At 58.3% G+C, this 18,637-nt stretch carries 17 protein-coding genes and 2 pseudogenes; 8 read left to right on the top strand and 11 right to left on the bottom strand.

From position 1 onward, the window contains the following. Positions 1 to 95 precede the first annotated feature (95 nt). From FDY98_RS26810 to FDY98_RS04325, 3 genes are read right to left on the bottom strand one after another with little or no spacing between them, the layout of a single operon-like run. Entirely contained in the window at positions 96 to 524 is a 429-nt protein-coding gene (locus FDY98_RS26810) for a sensor histidine kinase (RefSeq protein ID WP_340146701.1), read from the bottom strand. Next, a complete protein-coding gene (locus FDY98_RS04330; RefSeq protein ID WP_340146700.1) occupies positions 521 to 1,579 on the bottom strand; it encodes a HAMP domain-containing protein in 1,059 nt (352 codons plus the stop codon). Before FDY98_RS04330 ends, FDY98_RS26810 begins: the two co-directional genes overlap by 4 nt. Before the next feature lie 20 nt (positions 1,580 to 1,599). After that, positions 1,600 to 2,319: a response regulator gene (locus FDY98_RS04325; RefSeq protein ID WP_027957253.1), complete on the bottom strand. Its 720-nt coding sequence runs from the start codon at positions 2,317 to 2,319 to the stop codon at positions 1,600 to 1,602. Between the two features lie 517 nt (positions 2,320 to 2,836). Between FDY98_RS04325 and FDY98_RS04320 the strand changes: the two genes are divergently transcribed. The 4 genes from FDY98_RS04320 to FDY98_RS04305 all read left to right on the top strand — a co-directional run bounded on the left by FDY98_RS04320 (position 2,837) and on the right by FDY98_RS04305 (position 8,046). Next, positions 2,837 to 4,045 (top strand): PQQ-dependent sugar dehydrogenase, encoded by a 1,209-nt coding sequence (locus FDY98_RS04320; RefSeq protein ID WP_081742666.1) that lies wholly within the window; start codon positions 2,837 to 2,839, stop codon positions 4,043 to 4,045. Positions 4,046 to 4,337: 292 nt separating this feature from the next. Continuing rightward, positions 4,338 to 4,787 carry a (2Fe-2S)-binding protein gene (locus FDY98_RS04315; protein ID WP_027957254.1) on the top strand — a complete coding sequence of 150 codons (450 nt, stop codon included), beginning with the start codon at positions 4,338 to 4,340 and terminating at the stop codon, positions 4,785 to 4,787. Between the two features lie 45 nt (positions 4,788 to 4,832). After that, positions 4,833 to 7,001 (top strand): xanthine dehydrogenase family protein molybdopterin-binding subunit, encoded by a 2,169-nt coding sequence (locus FDY98_RS04310; RefSeq protein WP_051430599.1) that lies wholly within the window; start codon positions 4,833 to 4,835, stop codon positions 6,999 to 7,001. Positions 7,002 to 7,032: 31 nt separating this feature from the next. Beyond that, positions 7,033 to 8,046 carry an XdhC family protein gene (locus FDY98_RS04305; protein WP_051430600.1) on the top strand — a complete coding sequence of 338 codons (1,014 nt, stop codon included), beginning with the start codon at positions 7,033 to 7,035 and terminating at the stop codon, positions 8,044 to 8,046. A 172-nt stretch (positions 8,047 to 8,218) separates the two neighbouring features. Here the strand turns inward: FDY98_RS04305 and FDY98_RS26805 are convergent, their stop codons facing one another. Together FDY98_RS26805 and FDY98_RS26800 are read right to left on the bottom strand one after the other, a co-directional pair. Continuing rightward, the gene (locus tag FDY98_RS26805) at positions 8,219 to 8,689 is read right to left on the bottom strand and encodes a helix-turn-helix transcriptional regulator (RefSeq protein WP_340146699.1); all 471 of its coding nucleotides are present in this window, start codon (positions 8,687 to 8,689) and stop codon (positions 8,219 to 8,221) included. A gap of 59 nt (positions 8,690 to 8,748) precedes the next feature. Further along, positions 8,749 to 9,252, bottom strand: a pseudogene (locus FDY98_RS26800) (cupin domain-containing protein); the annotation flags it as partial. Positions 9,253 to 9,347: 95 nt separating this feature from the next. Here FDY98_RS26800 and FDY98_RS04295 point away from each other — a divergent pair. From FDY98_RS04295 to FDY98_RS29300, 3 genes are read left to right on the top strand one after another with little or no spacing between them, the layout of a single operon-like run. Further along, positions 9,348 to 10,406, top strand: a complete 1,059-nt coding sequence (locus tag FDY98_RS04295; RefSeq protein ID WP_027957256.1) for an aldo/keto reductase — start codon at positions 9,348 to 9,350, stop codon at positions 10,404 to 10,406. A gap of 53 nt (positions 10,407 to 10,459) precedes the next feature. Then, entirely contained in the window at positions 10,460 to 11,332 is an 873-nt protein-coding gene (locus FDY98_RS04290) for an aldo/keto reductase family oxidoreductase (RefSeq protein ID WP_027957257.1), read from the top strand. Positions 11,333 to 11,387: 55 nt separating this feature from the next. Further along, a complete protein-coding gene (locus FDY98_RS29300) occupies positions 11,388 to 11,609 on the top strand; it encodes an SDR family NAD(P)-dependent oxidoreductase (protein WP_027957258.1) in 222 nt (73 codons plus the stop codon). Here FDY98_RS29300 and FDY98_RS04280 read toward each other — a convergent pair. Together FDY98_RS04280 and FDY98_RS04275 are read right to left on the bottom strand one after the other, a co-directional pair. Beyond that, positions 11,596 to 12,306, bottom strand: coding sequence for a zinc-binding dehydrogenase (locus FDY98_RS04280; protein ID WP_196518106.1), 711 nt, complete (start codon positions 12,304 to 12,306; stop codon positions 11,596 to 11,598). The genes FDY98_RS29300 and FDY98_RS04280 overlap by 14 nt on opposite strands. Before the next feature lie 208 nt (positions 12,307 to 12,514). Continuing rightward, a complete protein-coding gene (locus tag FDY98_RS04275) occupies positions 12,515 to 12,985 on the bottom strand; it encodes an ester cyclase (protein WP_035538954.1) in 471 nt (156 codons plus the stop codon). Positions 12,986 to 13,089: 104 nt separating this feature from the next. Here FDY98_RS04275 and FDY98_RS04270 point away from each other — a divergent pair, with 104 nt between their 5' ends. Then, the gene (locus tag FDY98_RS04270; protein WP_027957261.1) at positions 13,090 to 13,995 is read left to right on the top strand and encodes a LysR family transcriptional regulator; all 906 of its coding nucleotides are present in this window, start codon (positions 13,090 to 13,092) and stop codon (positions 13,993 to 13,995) included. A 152-nt stretch (positions 13,996 to 14,147) separates the two neighbouring features. On the opposite strand, the gene FDY98_RS29295 is transcribed toward FDY98_RS04270, so the two are convergent. From FDY98_RS29295 to FDY98_RS04255, 4 genes and pseudogenes are all read right to left on the bottom strand, one after another. Continuing rightward, positions 14,148 to 14,222, bottom strand: coding sequence for a hypothetical protein (locus FDY98_RS29295; RefSeq protein WP_411906209.1), 75 nt, complete (start codon positions 14,220 to 14,222; stop codon positions 14,148 to 14,150). Positions 14,223 to 14,301: 79 nt separating this feature from the next. Next, positions 14,302 to 15,362 (bottom strand): annotated as a pseudogene (locus FDY98_RS26790) (efflux RND transporter permease subunit). After that, positions 15,296 to 17,335 carry an efflux RND transporter permease subunit gene (locus tag FDY98_RS04260; RefSeq protein WP_340146698.1) on the bottom strand — a complete coding sequence of 680 codons (2,040 nt, stop codon included), beginning with the start codon at positions 17,333 to 17,335 and terminating at the stop codon, positions 15,296 to 15,298. The pseudogene FDY98_RS26790 and the gene FDY98_RS04260 overlap by 67 nt, the downstream one beginning before the upstream one ends. Next, positions 17,332 to 18,486 (bottom strand): efflux RND transporter periplasmic adaptor subunit, encoded by a 1,155-nt coding sequence (locus FDY98_RS04255; protein WP_035538958.1) that lies wholly within the window; start codon positions 18,484 to 18,486, stop codon positions 17,332 to 17,334. Before FDY98_RS04255 ends, FDY98_RS04260 begins: the two co-directional genes overlap by 4 nt. Between the last annotated feature and the right edge of the window lie 151 nt (positions 18,487 to 18,637).

The raw sequence follows: 18,637 nt of genomic DNA, 5'->3' as shown, positions 1-18,637 counted from the left end.
ACTGTGCCACTAACGCTAAATCACAATAAACAATGTGATGAGTTTGCCTTGCCATATTGGGCATGGGTTACTGGAGTGTCAGGGCAAGAAACAGGCTATTTCGGTGAGTGAGCACTTTGCACGGATCGTGAAGTTTTTTTGAGTCGCCAGATACGCTCTTTTCGCACTGGCGCTGCGTCTACACTGCCTTCCCTGGGAAGCGAGATGATGGCTTGCATACCGGCTTCGCCATTGAAAAACGAGATATCTCCCCCGTGCTGCCGCGCGACTGCGCGCACTATCGAGAGGCCGAGACCGATGCCTCCGGTCTGTCTGTTTCGCGACGTTTCAAGCCGGACAAAAGGTGCGAAAACCTTCTCTTTCATGTCGTCCGGAATCCCCGGCCCACGGTCTTCAACGACGATATCAACCGTGGAAGGAGTCTCCCGAAGAGACACTTTTGCCTCCCCCCCATAACGCACCGCGTTCTCGACCAGATTTCTTAACGCGCGGCGAAGGCTATCTGGTCGACAACGGTACTTCATCTTAACGCTCTCGACATGGGTGACCGGATGTCCCAGATCAGCGTGGTCGTCACAAATACTCCCCCAAGCGCTTCCAGATCAATGGTGCGCGTTTCCTCTTTAATCGACTCTCCACGCGCAAACGAAATCGCGGCTTCCGTCATCGACTGTAGCTCGTCAATCGTCACTATCATTTTGCGCTGGATATCTTCGTCGTTGACGAATTCGGCTCTTAACCGAAGCGAGGTCAGCGGCGTCCGTAAATCATGGCCAATCGCTGCAAGCATCTTCGTCCGATCCTCTACGAAACGATGTAGACGGCTTTGCATCTTATTGAAGGATTGAGCTGTGCGCCTGATCTCTTCTGGCCCCTCTTCCAACAATGGCGGCAGGTTTTGCCCTCGACCTAAAGCTTCAGCGGCTGTGGCCAGATTTCGTAGTGGTTGGGCGATACGGCTTGCTATAAAAATGCTGATCAAAGCGAGCATGATAGCAGTAAGCCCAAGCGAAATCAGAGGCTTGGATGTCCACAAACTACCTTTATCGTGCTGGTAAAAGGCCGCATTCAACCAACGCCCGTCACCCAGTTGCGCCTTGTACCCATACCCAAGACTGCCTGAAAACTGGAGCACCTTGGTTGGCTGCGACAGCATCCACAAATAGGGCGTTGGAGTCCACCATGGGTCATCGGCGTTTGCAGTGACCACTTCGTCGACGTTTGGTAATTTCGGATGGGGAGACCCAGCCCATCCTAATGTTCCGTTTGGATCGACGGCGCTATCCAAAGGCCGGGAAAGCTGGGAGAGGGCCACCAATCTCCAGGCATTAGGATCCGCAGGGTCGCTGTCGGTCAACCAGTATCTTAAATAACTGCCTTCACTTGCGCGCAGAGCCTGCTCTCTCAATGGCGGCGATAGCGATTCCACCAAGCGGGTCACGGATGACGCTCGGCTGATAAATTCAGCTTTTACCCCTGCATCGAACTTTTTGGTGTACTCATCCATGGAAATAAGGAAGGTAAACGCCTGGGAGACGATTAACGCCGCTAGCGTTAGCCCGATGATTTGTATAGCCAAGCTTTTACGCCAAAGACGAATCATTCGAACACGACCTCAGTACACAGGCTGTAGCCACCGCCCCAATGGGTTTTGATGATCGACGGATTCTTGGCATTCTCCTCAATCTTCTTCCGCAGACGGCTAACTTGGTTATCAATGCTGCGGTCAAAGATGTCGGCTGTCCTCCCAACCGTCAGATCAAGAAGCTGCTCTCGGCTGAGTATTAACCCAGGTCGCTCAATGAAAACCTTGAGAAGACGAAATTCTGCTGTACTGAGAGGAACGCCAACACCATCGTCACCGAAGATCTCCTGGCGCCCTAAATCGAGTTTCCAATGTCCGATGCGCACTATCCTACGATTGAAAATAGTACCCGTCGGCGTAGAGCTGGTGGCACGACGGAGGACGGCTCTAATTCGAGCAAGAAGCTCACGCGGATTGAATGGCTTAACCAAGTAATCGTCCGCGCCAAGCTCAAGACCGACGATACGATCTGTATCTTCGGCCATCGCAGTCAGAAATATGATAGGAATATCTCCGGATGCCCGAACCTCCCGGCATAGCGAGATACCGTCCTCACCGGGCATCATGACATCGAGAATGATCAGGTCGACCGTCTGTCGCGCGAGGATTCGCCGTAGGGTCGCCCCCCCTTCCGCTACGCTGACCTTGTAACCTTGATACTCAAGATACTCCCGCACCAGATCCCGTATATCATTATGATCGTCAACGACGACTACATGTGTGGCGTCTTGCATTCCCCTACCCTCCGCCGAAAAGGCTGAATCTTACCTCAGTCGACACTCTGGCCTGTCCTCTTGGCTAGCTCATCGTAGCGTTGCGAAGCCACATCAGGAGTCATTCTCGTAGATTGGTCTTCGCTTACCCCGGCGTCAACTTGGACGTTGATGGGCCCATCGTCGCCTCACCTTGCCGTCGGGTCAGCCACGGCATGCTGTAGCGGGAGCACGACGATCAAGGCCAGCCTGGAGAGTTCCGAGTGAGACGCGATGCGGGGCACTATTAATACGATAGATTTGTCGCGTAAGTGTGCCGCGTTGGTAGCAAATTGTCACAAGGCTTTCTCCGCGGTAGCTGACGTTGCGAGCGAAATATCACAGGGCGCCACACGTTGCGACGAACTGATACGGGTACGACACACCAGTAAGACAAAGCCGCGGTAAAGTGCGACCAATTCGCACCGAGACGGGAGTGTCGACTATGAAGTTTCAATATTTCGACAATAGAAGCATTGCTGCTTCCATGCGGTATGAAATGTTCGGTAGAAGCACGCTAGTGGCAACTGCAGTTCGCTTTTCCATGATCGTTCTGATGTTCATCCTACTCGCTGCCATAGCGTTCGTGGCCTCGTTCAGCGCTCATGCCCAAGCGCCGAACTCGACCGGTTCTCCGGTAACAGGTGTATTGCCTGTGGGTACGCCTCTCGAGATTGCCTCGGGGCTCAATATGCCCTGGTCCGCCGTACCCGTGGGCCACGAGGTACTCATCAGCCAGCGTGACGATGGGGAGATTGTCGCTTTGCAGCCAGACGGGGCGCTGCGATCTGCCGGTATCGTGCCCAACGTAGTAGCCAGAGGGGATGGCGGAATGCTGGGGCTCGCAGTGCTCAAAGAAGGCGCAGACGTATGGGTTTACGCTTACCATAGTACGGCCTCAGGCAATCGCATCGTGCGGATGCGGTATGCCGCGGGAGTACTCGCTGATAACCAGATCGTCCTTGATGGATTGCCCGGCGGACGCAGCCACAACGGTGGACGAATCGCGTTTGGACCGGATGGAATGCTCTATGCCACAGTGGGCGATACACGCAATCCCAATCTCCCCCAGAATCCCAACTCGCTCGGCGGCAAGATCCTGCGTATGACGCCGACCGGCAGTATCCCGACCGACAATCCAATCGAAGGCTCCCATGTCTATTCACTTGGACACCGCAATCCTCAGGGGCTGGCGTGGGATGAAAACGGGCAGCTATGGGCAACCGAATTCGGGGATGATGCCTGGGATGAGCTCAATCGAATTGAGCCGGGTGGAAACTACGGTTGGCCGTTCGTCGAGGGCCGAGGGGAACAGCTGGCATACATCGACCCAGTCGTCCAATGGCGTACGCAGGAAATGGGCCCGAGTGGACTTACCTACATTGACGGCACCTTTTTCATTGCCGGGCTGACTGGCCAGCGGTTGTGGTCGGTGATCAACGATGCCGAGGGTAATCCCGTAGCCACCGCGCACTACACCGGCGAGTACGGCCGTATTCGCCATGTGTTCGAGGGCAGCGACGGTAACCTGTGGTTCCTGACGAATGGACAACGTGGCAAACCGGGCGGACAAATCCTGTCTGTTCCGCTTGCGCCCAATGCACGGGCGACAGTAGCACGTGCCGAAACGCCCCTGATGGATCACCAGACCCATGCCAACGCCCTCCCCATGACGCTTGGAACAGGCGTCGTCACGTTCGACTTCTAAGTGGGAAAGCTTTCAGTGAGCGGGTTTGCGTTTTGTGATTCTCGAACCTGTGGGGTGAATACCCCTCATTTGGTCTACCCTTCGGCCTGAACTCAGCATGACGAAAAAGGCTTTTCACGAACGCTGCAGGAAAAGGCAAGGTTTGCGCAGGCACTGGCAAGCCTTGTCTCCAGCAAGTTGTTAAAAAGATAACGCAGCCATGGTCGAAGCCAACTGCTGCCTCTAAGGCAATCGAGAAGAGCCAACGACCCTGCCATGTTACGACCCGAAATGAGGCCAAGGAGAAGCAGTCATGACAGCATTCACGATCAACGGACGCGCGGTAGACGTTACCGCCGAGCCGGATACACCGCTTCTCTGGGTGATCCGGGAGCAACTAAAACTCACCGGCACCAAGTTCGGTTGCGGCGTCGCGCAATGCGGTGCGTGCATGCTGCATGTGGATGGTGAGCCGGTGCGTGCCTGTGTTTTCCCGTTATCTGGCGCCGAAGGCAGATCCATCACCACGATCGAAGGGTTGTCCGAAGATGGCTCACACCCCGTCCAGCAGGCCTGGGTGGAGCTTGACGTCCCGCAATGCGGCTACTGCCAGTCGGGTCAGATCATGAGCGCCGCTGCGCTTCTGGCGCGTAATCCGCGCCCTACCGATGCGCAGATCGATGACGCAATGAGCGGCAATCTTTGCCGTTGCGGCACCTATGTGCGCATCCGGGCGGCCATACACCGTGTCACCGAAAGCTAACCGGCGCCGTGTTCCCTCAAGGCTTATGGAAAGGACAGGTCAACAATGAAAACACATCATTTATCCTTTAGCCGTCGCGCCTTTCTAGGCGGTACCTTAGTGGCAGGCGCCGCGCTCATCATTCCCCTTCGTCTACCCACGGCCTGGTCACGAGAGGAAGAAGATACACTCCTTTCGCATGCTTATATCCGCATCGACACGAGCGGTCAGGTGACCTTCCTGCTACCCACGAGCGAAATGGGCCAGGGCACCCACACGGGCCAGGCCCAGATTCTCGCCGAGGAGTTGGGCGCCGATTGGTCGAGTATTACTGTCGGTATGCCGAATCAGCTCTCCGACGACTACAGGATTCCGTTCATCGGCCAGATGCGCTCTGTGGGCTCGTTCGGCATCCGTTTCTGGCACGACCCGCTGCGCCGCGCGGCCGCCCAGGCACGGGAAATGCTGACCCAGGCGGCGGCCGAGCGCCTAGACGTAGCAGCGACGGCCTTGCACGCCGAGAACGGCTTCATTGTTCACGCCGACAGCGGCCGAAGGATTCCCTTCGGTGACCTGGTGGAAGACGCCATGGCGCTGCCGATGCCCGAGGAGCCGACCCTGCGACCCGATAGCGAACGCACGCTGACCGGGCGCAAGGTAGCGCGTCTCGATACCCCGGCAAAGGTGACAGGCAAAGCCGTATACGGGATAGACGTCGAGCGCGAAGGCATGCTATATGGCGCCGCCCGACTCGCCCCGGTCTTTTCCGCCGACGTCGAGTCATTCGATGAGAGCAGCGTCTCCGGGATGCCGGGCGTTGTCGCCGTGGTTCGCGTGCCACGCGGCGTGGTGGTGGTTGCTGACTCCTGGTGGCAGGCCAAGAAGGCCGCCAATGCCCTGGATATCACCTTCACACGAACACCGGCGGATACGCTGTCCACCGATGAGATAAATGCAATGCTTCGCCAGGGACTGGATCGAACCGATGTCCCCATGACCACGCTGCGGGGCGAGGCCGAGGCAACCCTGTCGGACGACGGTCAGATCGTCGAGGCCGAATACTCGGTGCCGTTTCTGACTCATGCCAGCATGGAACCGATCAACTGCACGGCCGAGTCCACCGAGGAGCGAACAGAACTATGGATCGGCACGCAGGGCCAGGACGTCGTACGTATGACGCTCGAGAATGCGATGCAGATACCGGCTGACCGGTTTTTCATCAATACCACCTATTTGGGTGGTGGCTTCGGGCGCAAGACTCACGGCGAGATCGCCCTTCAGACAGCGCTTGCCAGCCGCGCCGTCGCTGGTCGACCGGTCAAGGTGCTATGGGCGCGCGAGGATGACGTTCAGCAGGGCCAGTATCGACAGACGATGATGTGTCGCTTCCGGGCGGTTCTGAACGAGGCCGGCCAGATCACCGGCATGCGCATTCGCGTCGCCGGGCCGCAAATGGGCCGCGAATACGGTATCGATCCGGAGCAGCGGGCGCAGTCGACGGGCAATCTCGCCAACTTCGACCCCTTCTCGCTCGGCGGCCTGTCGGACATGCGCTACGTCATCCCCAATTTTGTCGTGGATCACGCCGTGGTCGACCTGCCAATCCCGCTTTGCCCCTGGCGTTCGATCGCCCACTCCTTCAACGGCTTCTTTTTCGAAAGCTTCATGGACGAATGCGCTACAGCAGCGGGCCGCGATCCGCTGGAGTTTCGCAGAAGCCACTGCACCGATCAGGCGAGGATGCTCGCCGTCCTTGACCGGGTCGCCGAGATATCACACTGGCACGAGCCTGCGGCAGAGGGCATCTCGCGCGGCTTGGCCGTGGTAGAAAGCTACGGCTCCTATGTTGCCCAGGTAGTCGAGGCTCGGGCTGACGATGAAGGTATTCAGGTGGAACGTGTCCATGCCGCTATCGACTGCGGACGCGCGATCAATCCCGGCCAAGTGGAAGCGCAACTACAGGGCGCCGTCATCGATGCGCTCGGAGCCGCCATGAGGCAGAAGGTGACGATCCGTGACGGCCACGCCGAGCAGTCGAACTTTCACGACTATCCCTTGCTCCGCATCGGGGAAGCGCCAGAGGTAGCGGTGAGCATCGTTGATATCGGCTCGCCGCTAGGCGGCGTTGGTGAGCCGGGTATTCCCCCGCTCGCCCCAGCGCTGGCCAATGCGCTGTTTGCCGCTACGCAGCAACGAATCCGCCACCTGCCGTTGTCCGATCATGTTCAGGGTTAGCACAGCCGACCACAGATTGACGAGGTCTACCATGTATCTGGAACACGCGCAGGATGTCCTTGGACAGTGGCTCGACTGGCGCAGCAAAAGCAAGGCGGCACTGGTCATCGTAACCGCGACGGCAGGTGGCGCCGTGCGCATGCCGGGCGCCCTGATGGCCGTGTCTGCCTCTGGTGATCGTTGCGGCTACATTTCAGGCGGGTGCATCGACGCGGATGTGGCCCATCATGCGCGGCAAGCACTTAGCACGGGGCGGATCAAACGCCTGAGGTACGGCAAGGGCTCACCGTTCATCGATTTGCCGCTACCCTGCGGTGGTGCCATTGACGTTTGCGTACTTCCCAACGCCCAGGCCAGTGTTCTGCGTGCCTGCCATGATCAGCTCGCCTCGCGCCAGCCGGTAACGATCACGCTTTCTGACTCTGGCTCGCTCGGATTGGGACATCTGCCCACCCCAGGCGCTCTGTCTTTTCAGTACATGCCCAAGCTCCGCCTGCGTATCGCCGGGCGCGGCGCCGATAGTCTGGCGCTGTCCCGGCTGGCGACGGCAAGCGGCATCCACACCGAGCTGCAACTCCGCGACGCTGCCGAAGCCCAGGATGCCCATCGATTAGGCATCGGCCATGTCACGCTATTGACGGTTCCATCAGCGCTTCCCAAGCTGGACGATGATCCATGGACGGCGTTTCTGCTCGCCTTCCATGACGTAGACTGGGAGGAAACGCTCCTCGCCCAGGTGCTTAAAGGCCCCGCCTTCTATATCGGCGCCATTGGCAGCCAAGCTACCCATGCGCGGCGCTGTGAGAGGCTTCAGTCAATCGGTTTTACCGAGAGAGAGACTCACCGCATCCGCGGGCCCGTCGGATTGATACCTTCCATGCGCGACGCTTCATCGCTTGCCGTGTCCGTACTCGCCGAGATCGTAGAAGCCTATCAACGCAAGGTGCGATCCCCCTTAAGCTCGACCGCGCTTGCTCTGCTGGCCGATATGCCGAACGTTCCAGACACGCACCTTCTTCAATCTTCGTCATGCACTAACGCCTGAGCGCTCCGCGGTCATGTCCATTGGAGGGGGAACCCATCTGCCACCTGCCAACTTCGCTAGCACAAGCTGAATTGGATCATTTAGTCGAAGCAACTCGAGTCGATGGTGGATTGGGAGCCTAAAGGTGAAAGCTCGGCCGACCGCCCGCGATTGCTTGCCTAAGAGTTTCGGCTCAAGCGATGGATCCGGTCTCCGTTGAGCTAGCGGCTTCGGCCTGTAGCAGCCTGTCAAACGAAGTGTCCCGAGCATAGCGGGCAGGCGGAAGCCCAACATGACGGCCGAAGGCGACACTAAAGGTGCTGGCGGAGCTGTAGCCAACCCGTTCGGCGACGTCAGCGATACTGGCTTTTTCTCTGCGCAGCAAATCCTTGGCTAACGCCATGCGCCAGGCGAGCAGGTACTCCATTGGCGCCATGCCCACCGCACGACCAAACCGTTCGTAAAACGCGGAGCGGGAGAGTGTCGCTTCGTTTGCAAGCTGTGCAACCGTCCAGGGGCGGTCGGGACTCTCATGTATCCGGCGGATTGCAATCGCAATCCGCTCGTCGGTAAGGCCGCGCAGTAGCCCAGGCGAGGTGTCCGTCTTACCGTCAGAGCGAAGGGCCTCGATGAGCAGGACTTCCAGCAGGCGTTCCAGAACCACACCTCCCGCGCCGGCCGTTGCGCACGCGCTTCATCGCCGACGAGTTGCATGAGAGTGGCCAGCCGATCCACTCCCCGAACGTGTACAAGCTTGGGGAGCAGCGACGAAAGCAGAGCCGCATCCGGGGAGCGAAAGACACAGTAACCCACCAGAAAGCGGACATCGGGAGAGTCGTTTGGGTTGCCGACCCTGTGTTCGCCATCGGGTAACACGATGGAGGTATGAACGATGTCTTCGGGGGTCGTGGGCGAGTGGCTCGACATTGAAAAGTTATAGGCGGAGGGGAGGAGCACGAAATCCCCCTCTTCGAGGGCGATCTCGTCGTGCCCGTCGGCTTTGAGACGGCATGCTCCCTCAAGAATGGCGCAATAGAAAGGGCGCCCGACCTCTGTGCGGAGAACTCTCCAACGACCGGCGCCGCTACCCCGTTTCGAAAACGGGGTAGCGGGTTGAAGGAGCGTGACTACCTGGGCAAGCGGATCGAGCAACACAGGACACCTGCAAACTAAATACGGACGATTTATTGTAGTGCATCCTGTTTCGGCTTGCCATACTCGACTCATGGCAGATGCCAGAGGCGCTCTGCAGCGGGGATCTCTCCCGCGACTGTTGTGAACATGATTCACCTGCACCGTTGCCATCATACGAGGAGAACACCATGCAATATCGTCAACTTGGCCGTACCGGCATCCAGGTCAGCCCCTACTGCCTGGGCACGATGATGTTCGGGGGAATCGCCAATGCCGATCACGATGAATGCGTCGGCATGATCCACAAGGCACTCGATTTCGGCATCAATTTTATCGACACCGCCGATGCTTATCACCAGGGCGAGTCCGAGGAAATCGTCGGCAAGGCACTGAAGGGGCGGCGAGACGATGTCGTCCTTGCCACCAAGGCGTCTCTCCCGATGGGGGACGACCCCAACCGCCGGGGTGGCTCGCGGCGTTGGCTGACCCGCGCGGTCGAAGACTCGCTGCGCCGCCTGCAGACCGACCATATCGACCTTTATCAGATTCATCGGCTGGCGCCGGATACCGACATCGAGGAAACGCTGTCGGTTCTCACCGACCTGATGCGCGAGGGTAAGGTGCGAGCCATCGGTGCCTCGACCGTTCCTGCTTCCGCCATCGTGGAGGCGCAATGGGTCGCCGAGCGACGCGGGCTGGCACGTTTCCGCACTGAGCAGCCGCCCTATTCTATTCTCAACCGTTCGATCGAGCGGGAGGTGCTGCCCATCTGCCAGCGTTATGGCATGGGAGCGATGGCTTGGAGCCCGCTGGCTAAGGGTATGCTCACAGGCAAATACCGCAAGGGTGGAGAGCAACCGGACTCGCTGCGCACGAAATATTTCCCCAAGGCGATGTCCGACGAAGCCAGCCTCAACGCTGTCGAGCAGCTCATCCCGCTGGCCGAAAATGCAGGCCTGTCGTTGACCCACATGGCACTGGCTTTCGTCGTGACGCATCCGGCGATTACATCCGCTCTCATCGGCCCCCGCACGCCCAAGCAACTCGACGACCTGCTCGCCGGCGCGGAGGTGCATTTGAGCGATGAAATCCTCGACCGGATCGACGAGATAGTCCCACCGGGCGTTGATGTGGCGCCGCTGGAGGGAGCGGCCTATGTCCCGCTGGCGATCGCCCAGACATCCCTGCGACGGCGTAATCCCCAGGAGCGGGCGGCCATTGTGCGTGGTGAGCAAGGAGAAAGCTGAAGGCAGTGCCGTGTTTATGCCCTTGTGACGGAAATCAAAAACAGGAGACTTTCATGAACGACATCGAACAGGTAGGCACCTTTAAATTAGGTGATCGGCAGATCAAGCGCATGGGATATGGCGCAATGCAACTGGCCGGCCCCGGCGTATTTGGCCCGCCGAAGGACAAAGAGAGCGCCATTGCCCTACTTAGAGCAGCCGTGGAATACGGTGTGGATCATATTGATACGTCCGACTTCTATGGCCCCCACATCACCAACCGAATCATTCGGGAGGCCTTGCATCCCTATCCCAAGGAGTTAACGCTTGTCACAAAAATCGGCGCCCGGCGTGACGACAAAGGTGACTGGCTTCCGGCCTTCTCTAAGGCTGAGCTTACCCAGGCAGTCCACGACAACCTGATTAATCTAGGCTTGGAGCAGATAGAGGTGGTGAACTTGCGGGCAATGTTTTCTGCGCACGGTCCGGCTGAAGGTTCCATCTCTGAACCCTTTTCAGTACTTGCAGAACTACAGCAAGAAGGGCTTATTCGCCATTTGGGTGTCAGCAATGTTACCGAAAAGCAAATCGAAGAGGCCCGCGCCATTGCGCCTATCGTCTGTGTGCAGAACCATTACAACCTTGCCCACAGACATGACGATGCTCTCATCGAGCAGCTTGCACAGGATGGAATTGCCTATGTCCCTTTCTTCCCCTTAGGAGGCTTTACACCGCTGCAGTCTACAATTCTGCAACAAGAAGCAGAAACGTTGCAGGCATCGCCTTTGCAGGTTGCTCTTGCCTGGCTGTTACAGAGATCCCCAAACATCCTGTTAATCCCTGGAACATCATCCATAGTACATCTACAGGAAAATTTGGCTGCCGCACAGTTGGTTTTGCCGGAAGAATCAATCAACAATCTCAATCGCATTGCCAGCGAAGCTTGAGTGGAAGCAACACGGGTAATACCGCAAGCGCCCCCGAGGTAAGGGGCCCATCCATGTGCACGGACGTGATACGTTACGCGGAGCGGCCGTTGTCCATGCCGTCGAACAGGCCGGAGGAACCGCCCGGTTCTTCGAGGCGGACTTCGCCTCTCTTGGCGACGTGTATAGACTCGCTGATGCGGTTCACGCGGAATGCTCCCATCTTGACGCTCTCGTCAATAATGCCGGAATCTCGAAGCTGGGGCTGGCGGCTGCGGTCAAGCTCAATCGAATATGATGATGATTTTGCCCTGTGCACGTCCTGAGGCCTGATGTCGGAATGCTGGAATGAACTCTGTAAACGGTACCGTTCGATCCACAAGGATCCGTAGTCCGTACTGGTCGATAGCTTTCGATACTCGCGCCAAGCGCTGGCCGTCGGAAGCATGGAATACGAAACCTGCAGTGACGTTATGAGCGGCTGCCAAAGTGTCATCAGGTGGCATGACGGTCGACAACAAATGCCCTCCCGTCCGCAGCACGTCGAAAGAGCGTTGCTGGGTTTCGCCGCCCAACGTATCGAGGACGACGTCAATGTCGGATAGCTGCCGAGTGAAGTCCTCGCGGCGGTAATCAATGCCCATGTCAGCGCCAAGTAGACGGATGATATCTAGACCGCTGCCCGAGGCCGTTGCGATGACCTTTGCTGCGACACGATGAGCGAGCTGAATGGCAAAGCTTCCGACGCCACCCGTGCCGGCATGGATCAATACTTTCTGTCCCTCAGTAAGCTCGAAGGACTCGAACAAGGCTTGCCAGGCCGTTCCGGCAGCTGTCGGAATGCCGGCTGCTTCATTGAACGGTAGAGTACTAGGCGCCTTCGCAAGGAACTCCTTCGGCACCAGGGCGTATTCTGCAAAAGCACCTCCGGCGGTCGGGTTGGTTCTGGCGACCACCTGGTCGCCGAGAGCCCACCCTTCGACATCCGTCCCCAACTGCTCAATGACACCGGCGAGATCGGTCCTAGCGTGTAGGGAAAGGTCAGGGGAAAGAACTGTTCCATGTAGCCACGTTGCAGCTTGACGTCGAGTGGGTTGAGACTAGCGGCCCGGACTCGAACCAATACCTGACCGCTAGCCGGCACTGGCTTGGAGACGTCATCAAGGTGCGGCTCGGCCTCATAGCCGGTGATACGGATGACTTTCATCGTGTGTTCTCCTGCTGAATCGCAGGCCAGGCGCCGACCTGATTGAGCCATCCAAACCAGTCTTCAAGGTGCCAGGTATGGGTCAACCTGCCGTTAGCGATATGGTGGAATTCGTGAATCGCGAGCTGGCAGGTCTTGCCGGTCGGTGCAATGCCAAACCACTCGCCTTCATGTGTGCCTGAGATCACGGCTCGCACGGCGGCCCGGCCAGGAGCGCTGATGATCTCGTGGATAGTAACCTTCGCATCGGGAAACGCAGCTCTGAAGTCGGCAATGAGCGGTTTCATTCCGTCTCGACCTGCTATTTGACCAGGAGCGAGCGGTATATCCTGCCAATCGGCCGCGACAGCATCGTCGAGCAGTTCCGGCTTTTCTTCAAAGGCGCGATAGAATGTTTCGATAGCCTTGAGTTCTTCAGCGGGTAGGCTCGCTACTTTGGCCTTGTGTTGAGTGGTTGAATCAATCATGGAAGGTTCTCGCTTTGAAGGTTCTCGTTGTGAGGGTTTTCATAGCTTAGGGCTGCAAAGAACATACTTGAAATCGATTTTTGATATGCATTAACATCCATCTCATGAATCTACACGGCATAGATCTCAACCTGCTCGTCGCTTTCGATGCCTTAATGGTGGAGCGAAGCGTCACGCGAGCAGGGATACGGATCGGACGCACGCAGCCCGCAATGAGCGCTGCGCTCTCAAGGCTTCGTGCTCTGCTCCGGGATGAGTTGTTCGTACGCGGAACCAACGGTCTACAGCCGACCCCACGGGCACTCGAATTGGCCGAACCGATTAGCCATGCGCTGGCGGAAATCCAGCGCACGCTGAATTTCACACAAGAGTTCGATCCTTCTTCATCCACCGTCGCTCTTTCTATCGGCCTGTCCGACCACCCGGCGTTCAGGTTTTTGCCGCGGCTGGTGGCGAAGCTGCGCGAGGCAGCTCCGGGCATAACGCTAGCTGTACGGAATTTCACCAGTCGGGATGATGCCATCTCAATGCTTGATGCCGGGGAAGTGGAAATGACTATCGGCGTCCCGCCCACATCAACTGGCCGCATTCTTAGCGCTCCCCTGTTTGAAGAGCGCTTTGTCTGCATCCTGCGTAAAGATCACCCGGCCATTCGTCAGGGTCTGAACCTCGAAACATTCCTGTCCCTGACGCATCTTCTCGTATCTCCAGAGAACGACCGTTTCGGCGTTGTGGATACAGCCTTGGCAAAGCAGGGGCTGAAGCGGCAACTCGCTTTGACCCTTCCGCAGCTCTACGCCGCTCCGGCTCTTGTCGCCTCGTCGGATATGATCGCGACGATTCTCGAAGGGGTGGTGGAAGCTTCTGGTCAAACGGAACGTCTCTATGTGGGAAGCCCACCTATCGAACTCGACCCGGTTCCTTTCACGCTATCCTGGCATCGCCGCAACGATACTCACCCTGCACAGCGCTGGTTCCGTGAACGGGTTATTGAGGTATTTAGTGTCTGAACTTGCTTAAGCGATGCCACCATTCGCACGTATAACTTGACCGTTGATCCAGCCCGCCTCCGGCACACGAGGAAGACGATGACCTCTGCGATATCGTTGGGGTGACCCAAACGTCCGGCGGGCGCCAGCGAGGCCATACGCTGAACATCGGCTTAGCTCTTGCCGCCCAGGAACAGCTCTGTCTCGACGGGTCCAGGCGCAACGGCGTTCACCGTAATACCGTGCATCCCAAACTCCTTGGCGAGAACGCACGTAAAGCCTTCGACAGCGCCGGGCCTTCCGCAGGCTACATCAACGGAAAAACCATCAACGTTGCCGGAGGTTTCGGTATTTAAGCGCATGCACTCCGTCGTCCACGTAGCTATACACCACCGGAATAACCAACAGGCTTAAAAGCGTCGACGTGATCAGCCCACCAATGACCACGAAGGCCATGGGGGCCCGGAAACTGGGATCGCCTGCCCACCCCAAAGCAATGGGCACCATGCCTGCTCCCATGGCAATGGTGGTCATTACAATCGGCCGGACACGCTTCTTGCAGGCATCGAGGATGGCGTCTGCGCGTTCTATTCCATGCGCCTGACGGGCGATGATGATGTAGTCGACTAGTAGGATCGAATTCTTCGTCGCAATCCCCATTAGCATGATCAATCCGATCATGGCCGGCAGCGATACAGGCGATTGGGTCAGGAACAACGCCAGGAAAGCCCCGGGGATGGAGAGTACCAGTGCCACCAGAATAGTGACCGGCTGCATGAAATCCTTGAGCAGCAGCACCAGTACCATGTAGATACACAGCACGCCGGTCAGCATGGCAATCCCGAAGCTTGTGGCAAGTTCAGCCATTTCCTCTGCATCACCCGCCGTAGTCTGGTAAACGCCGCGCGGCAACTCACGCAAGCTGGGCAATGTCTGCACGAACTGCTCGATCTCCCCCAAAGGCCGCCCTGCAGGCTCACCTCGAAATTGACGTTGCGTAGACGGTCGTGTCGGGTGATTTCCGAAGGGCCGCTGCTCCACTCGAAGGAGGTCACACTTTCGAGTGGCACCATCCCATTAGCACCAGGGACAGGCAGTCGTTTTATGGTCGCCATATCCTCCCGAGCGGCATCCGCCAGCCGCACCATCACCGGCACCTGGCGCGAGCTGAAGTTCAACTTAGGGAGATCCTCTGCGCTGTCGCCCACGGTCGCGATGCGCACTGTATCGGCAATGGCTTGGGCCGAGACCCCAAGGTCAGCAGCGCGAGCAAAATCAAGCCGTACGATGAGTTCAGGCCTAGCCAAGCTGGCCGTCGAACTCACCGCACCGAGGCCGGGAATGGCACGCAGTTCCCGATCGACCTGGCGGGCATGCAGCTCCAGCACCCGGCTGTCCCGCCAGCGAGCACAAGCTCATAGGTGTCTCCCTCGGTGCCTACTCGGCTTCGCACGCCGGGAAGCGTCGCAAGCGCAACGCGCAACTGCTGCTCAATCTCCTGCTGTTTGACACCTGCGCGAGTCGCACGGTCTGCCAAACTCACGGTCAGCACCACCGAGGTCACCGCTCCATCACTGCTGCCGGAGCCCTCACCGACAGCCGCAAAGACGCTGACGACATGGCGTTGCGTCGCAAGTCTTGAGCGTGACTGCTCGGCAAGTACCGCCGCTTCAGACAACGTGCTGCCGGGCGGCAAGGTGAGCGTCGCCTGCGTCAGGGAGTTATCATCGGGAGGGATGAAGGAGCCCGGCAGGGTTGATGCCAGCCAGGCTCCTCCCGCAAAGCAGGCTGCCGCCGCGAAGAGCGTTGTCTTGCGGTGCCGCAGGCACCAACGTGCAACAACCAGATAGTAGCTGATCCACGCTGGATCGCGAGGGTGTTGATGGGGTTTGCGCAGCAGATACGCAGCCAGCATGGGCGTTAGCAGACGCGCCACCAGCAGCGAAAACAACACCGCCACCGAGGCAGTCCAACCGAACTGAACGAAGAATTGCCCGACGGTGCCGCTCATAAATGCCGTGGGCAGAAAAACGGCAATCAACGTAAAGGTGGTGGCGACCACAGCCAAGCCGATTTCTGCCGCCGCATCCATGGCGGCCTGGCGCGGGGGCTTGCCCATTAGCAGATGCCGTTCGATATTTTCGATCTCGACAATGGCATCGTCCACCAACACCCCGATCACCAGCGAGAGCGCCAGCAACGTCACGGTATTGAGCGAGAAGCCCATCAGGTGCATAAAAGCGAAGGTGGGGATGATCGACAGCGGAAGCGTAACCGCCGCAATCAGTGTCGCCCGCCAATTGCGCAGGAAGCAGAACACCACCAACACAGCCAGTGCCATGCCCTCGAACAGGATGTGCATGGAGCCCTGATAGTTCTCTTGCACCGGCCCAACAAAATTGAAGGCTTCTTCGACCTCGACATGGGGATATTGCACCTGCAACGCCGCGAGCGCAGACTGCACGCCCTCGGCCACATCCACCTCGCCGTATCCCTCGGCACGGGTCATCTCGAAGCCAACGACGGGCACGCCATTAAGCAATGCCATCGAGCGCCGCTCGGCCACGGTATCGGTAACCGTCGCCACCTCATCAAGGCGAATACGGCGGCCATCGCTGAGTGCCAGCTCCATCTTCGCCAGCTCGGCTGCGGATTCAGCGTTGGCGATGATGCGCACTGCCTGTTCGACCCCGCCGACATCCACACGGCCGCCGGGCGCCTCCAACTGCGCCTGACGCAGCTGGCGTGAGATATCCAGCGCTGTCGTGTTCATCGCCAGCAGACGATCCGGATCCAATGCCACGCGGACTTCGCGATCGACCCCGCCGATACGCCGAACCGAACCAACGCCCGGCACCACCAAGACGGCCTTGGTCATTTTGTCATCGACGAACCAGGAGAGTGCCTCATCGTCTAGAACGGAGGAGGTCACCGCGTAGCGTACAATCGGCTCACTGGAAAACTCACTCTTCCGAATCACTGGATCACGTAGGTCGGCGGGTAGATCCGAGCGGATGCGGGAAACAGCGTCACGCACGTCCTCAACAGCCTCTTGCAAGGACTTTTCCAGCCTGAATTCGATAGCAATGTCGGCGTTGCCATCCGTCAGCGTTGTGGTGATATGTTTGACGCCGGAGACGGTGGCGATGGCGTCCTCGATCTTGCGGGCGACCTCGTTCTCCATTAGAGCGGGGCCGCCCCCGGCAACGAGGCGGAGACCTCCACGCGGGGTAATTGCACATCCGGCAAATCCTGAATAAACAAGCCTCTGAAGGAGATGAGCCCCCAAGGTCAATAGGATGAAGAGCAGAACAACCGGAATAGGATTGCGAATCGCCCAGGATGAGGTATTGAGCGTCATACCCCCTCCTCGGCGTCGGTATCGTTCGTTTGGGGTGAATGAACTGGCTCTCCCTCAATCACCCGCACCTGATCACCGTTGCCAAGAAAAGCACCGCCCGAGGCGACCACTCGGGCATCGGGTTCAAGCCCGGCGCGAATTTCGATTCGATCCTCCGTGTGCTGGCCCAAGGCAACTTTCAGCTCCGTTATTTGGCCTTCATCGCTGACGCGATGGACGTAGCCAAAGCCATCGCGTAGCTGCACAGCGGCGCGGGGTAGCGTCATCACTGGACGTGTGCCCAGTTCAAATTCGCCCCGCGCAAACATTCCCGCCCGAGCCACGCCACTTTCCGGGAGGTCGACATAGACCAGGCCATTGCGGGTAGAGGGATTCACTAGCGGCGCGATGGTGCGCAAACGCCCTTCGAGTTCGTATCCGCCCGCTAGGGTAATCCTGGCAGTCTGACCGGATCGCAGCTTCTCCAGATCAGAAGCGGCGACCTCGGCCCGCCACTCCAGCCGACCGTGGCGCGTCAATCGGAACAGTTCCTGATCGGCGCCTGTAACAGCGCCAACAGTGGCCGTGCGGGAGGTAATCAAACCGTCGTCCGGGGCGACTACCTGCGTCTGAGCCAAACGCAGCGCTTGGGCTTCATTCTGTGCTTGCGCAACGCCTAGCCGCGCCCTGGCGGTGAGTTCGGCAGTTTCGTATTGCTGAATCTGCTGCTCTGAAAGCGATCCCGTGGTTTTCAAACTTCGGGCACGCTGGGCATTGGCGTTCGCTTCCGCAAGCGTTGCTTCGGCTTCCGCCACGGCGGCGCGGCTCCTAGCCAGCTCTGCGCGCACTGTCGTGTCATTATAAACGGCCAACACCTGCCCTTCCGTGACCTCGTCACCCACCTCTACTTTGACGTCGACCAGCCGCAGGCCACCGATTTCGGTGCCGATACTGATCTCCTGCCACGCGGCGATATCCCCATTGGCCGACAGCGTGTTCGTAAGCACCCGAGGTTCCAGCGTGGTCACGTTGACCGAGAGGGATGGCTGCCTCGTAGGCGCCTCAGCCGCATCACTTTCAGACGACACCACCTGTATGCACACTAGCGCGGTGGCGCCAGCAACCACAGCAATTAACATGCCGAAATAACGTTTTCGTATTGGAGGTGACATCGTCCAGGCCTGCTTCCAAGGGTTCAATTCATTGATGAAAAAGAAAATTCAAGAATTTCAGTTGATCCACTATCGGCCTGCCTTCCTTTCTCATTTCTTACTGACGTAACGTTTTAAATAAATCGGGCACCAGTAAGAAACGCGTAAGATA

It is taken from the genome of Halomonas sp. PA16-9, assembly GCF_009728585.1.
GTDB classification, from domain to species: domain Bacteria; phylum Pseudomonadota; class Gammaproteobacteria; order Pseudomonadales; family Halomonadaceae; genus Vreelandella; species Vreelandella titanicae.
Note: the sequence above shows the minus strand (reverse complement) of the source record. Positions and strands in the feature narration are given on the sequence as shown.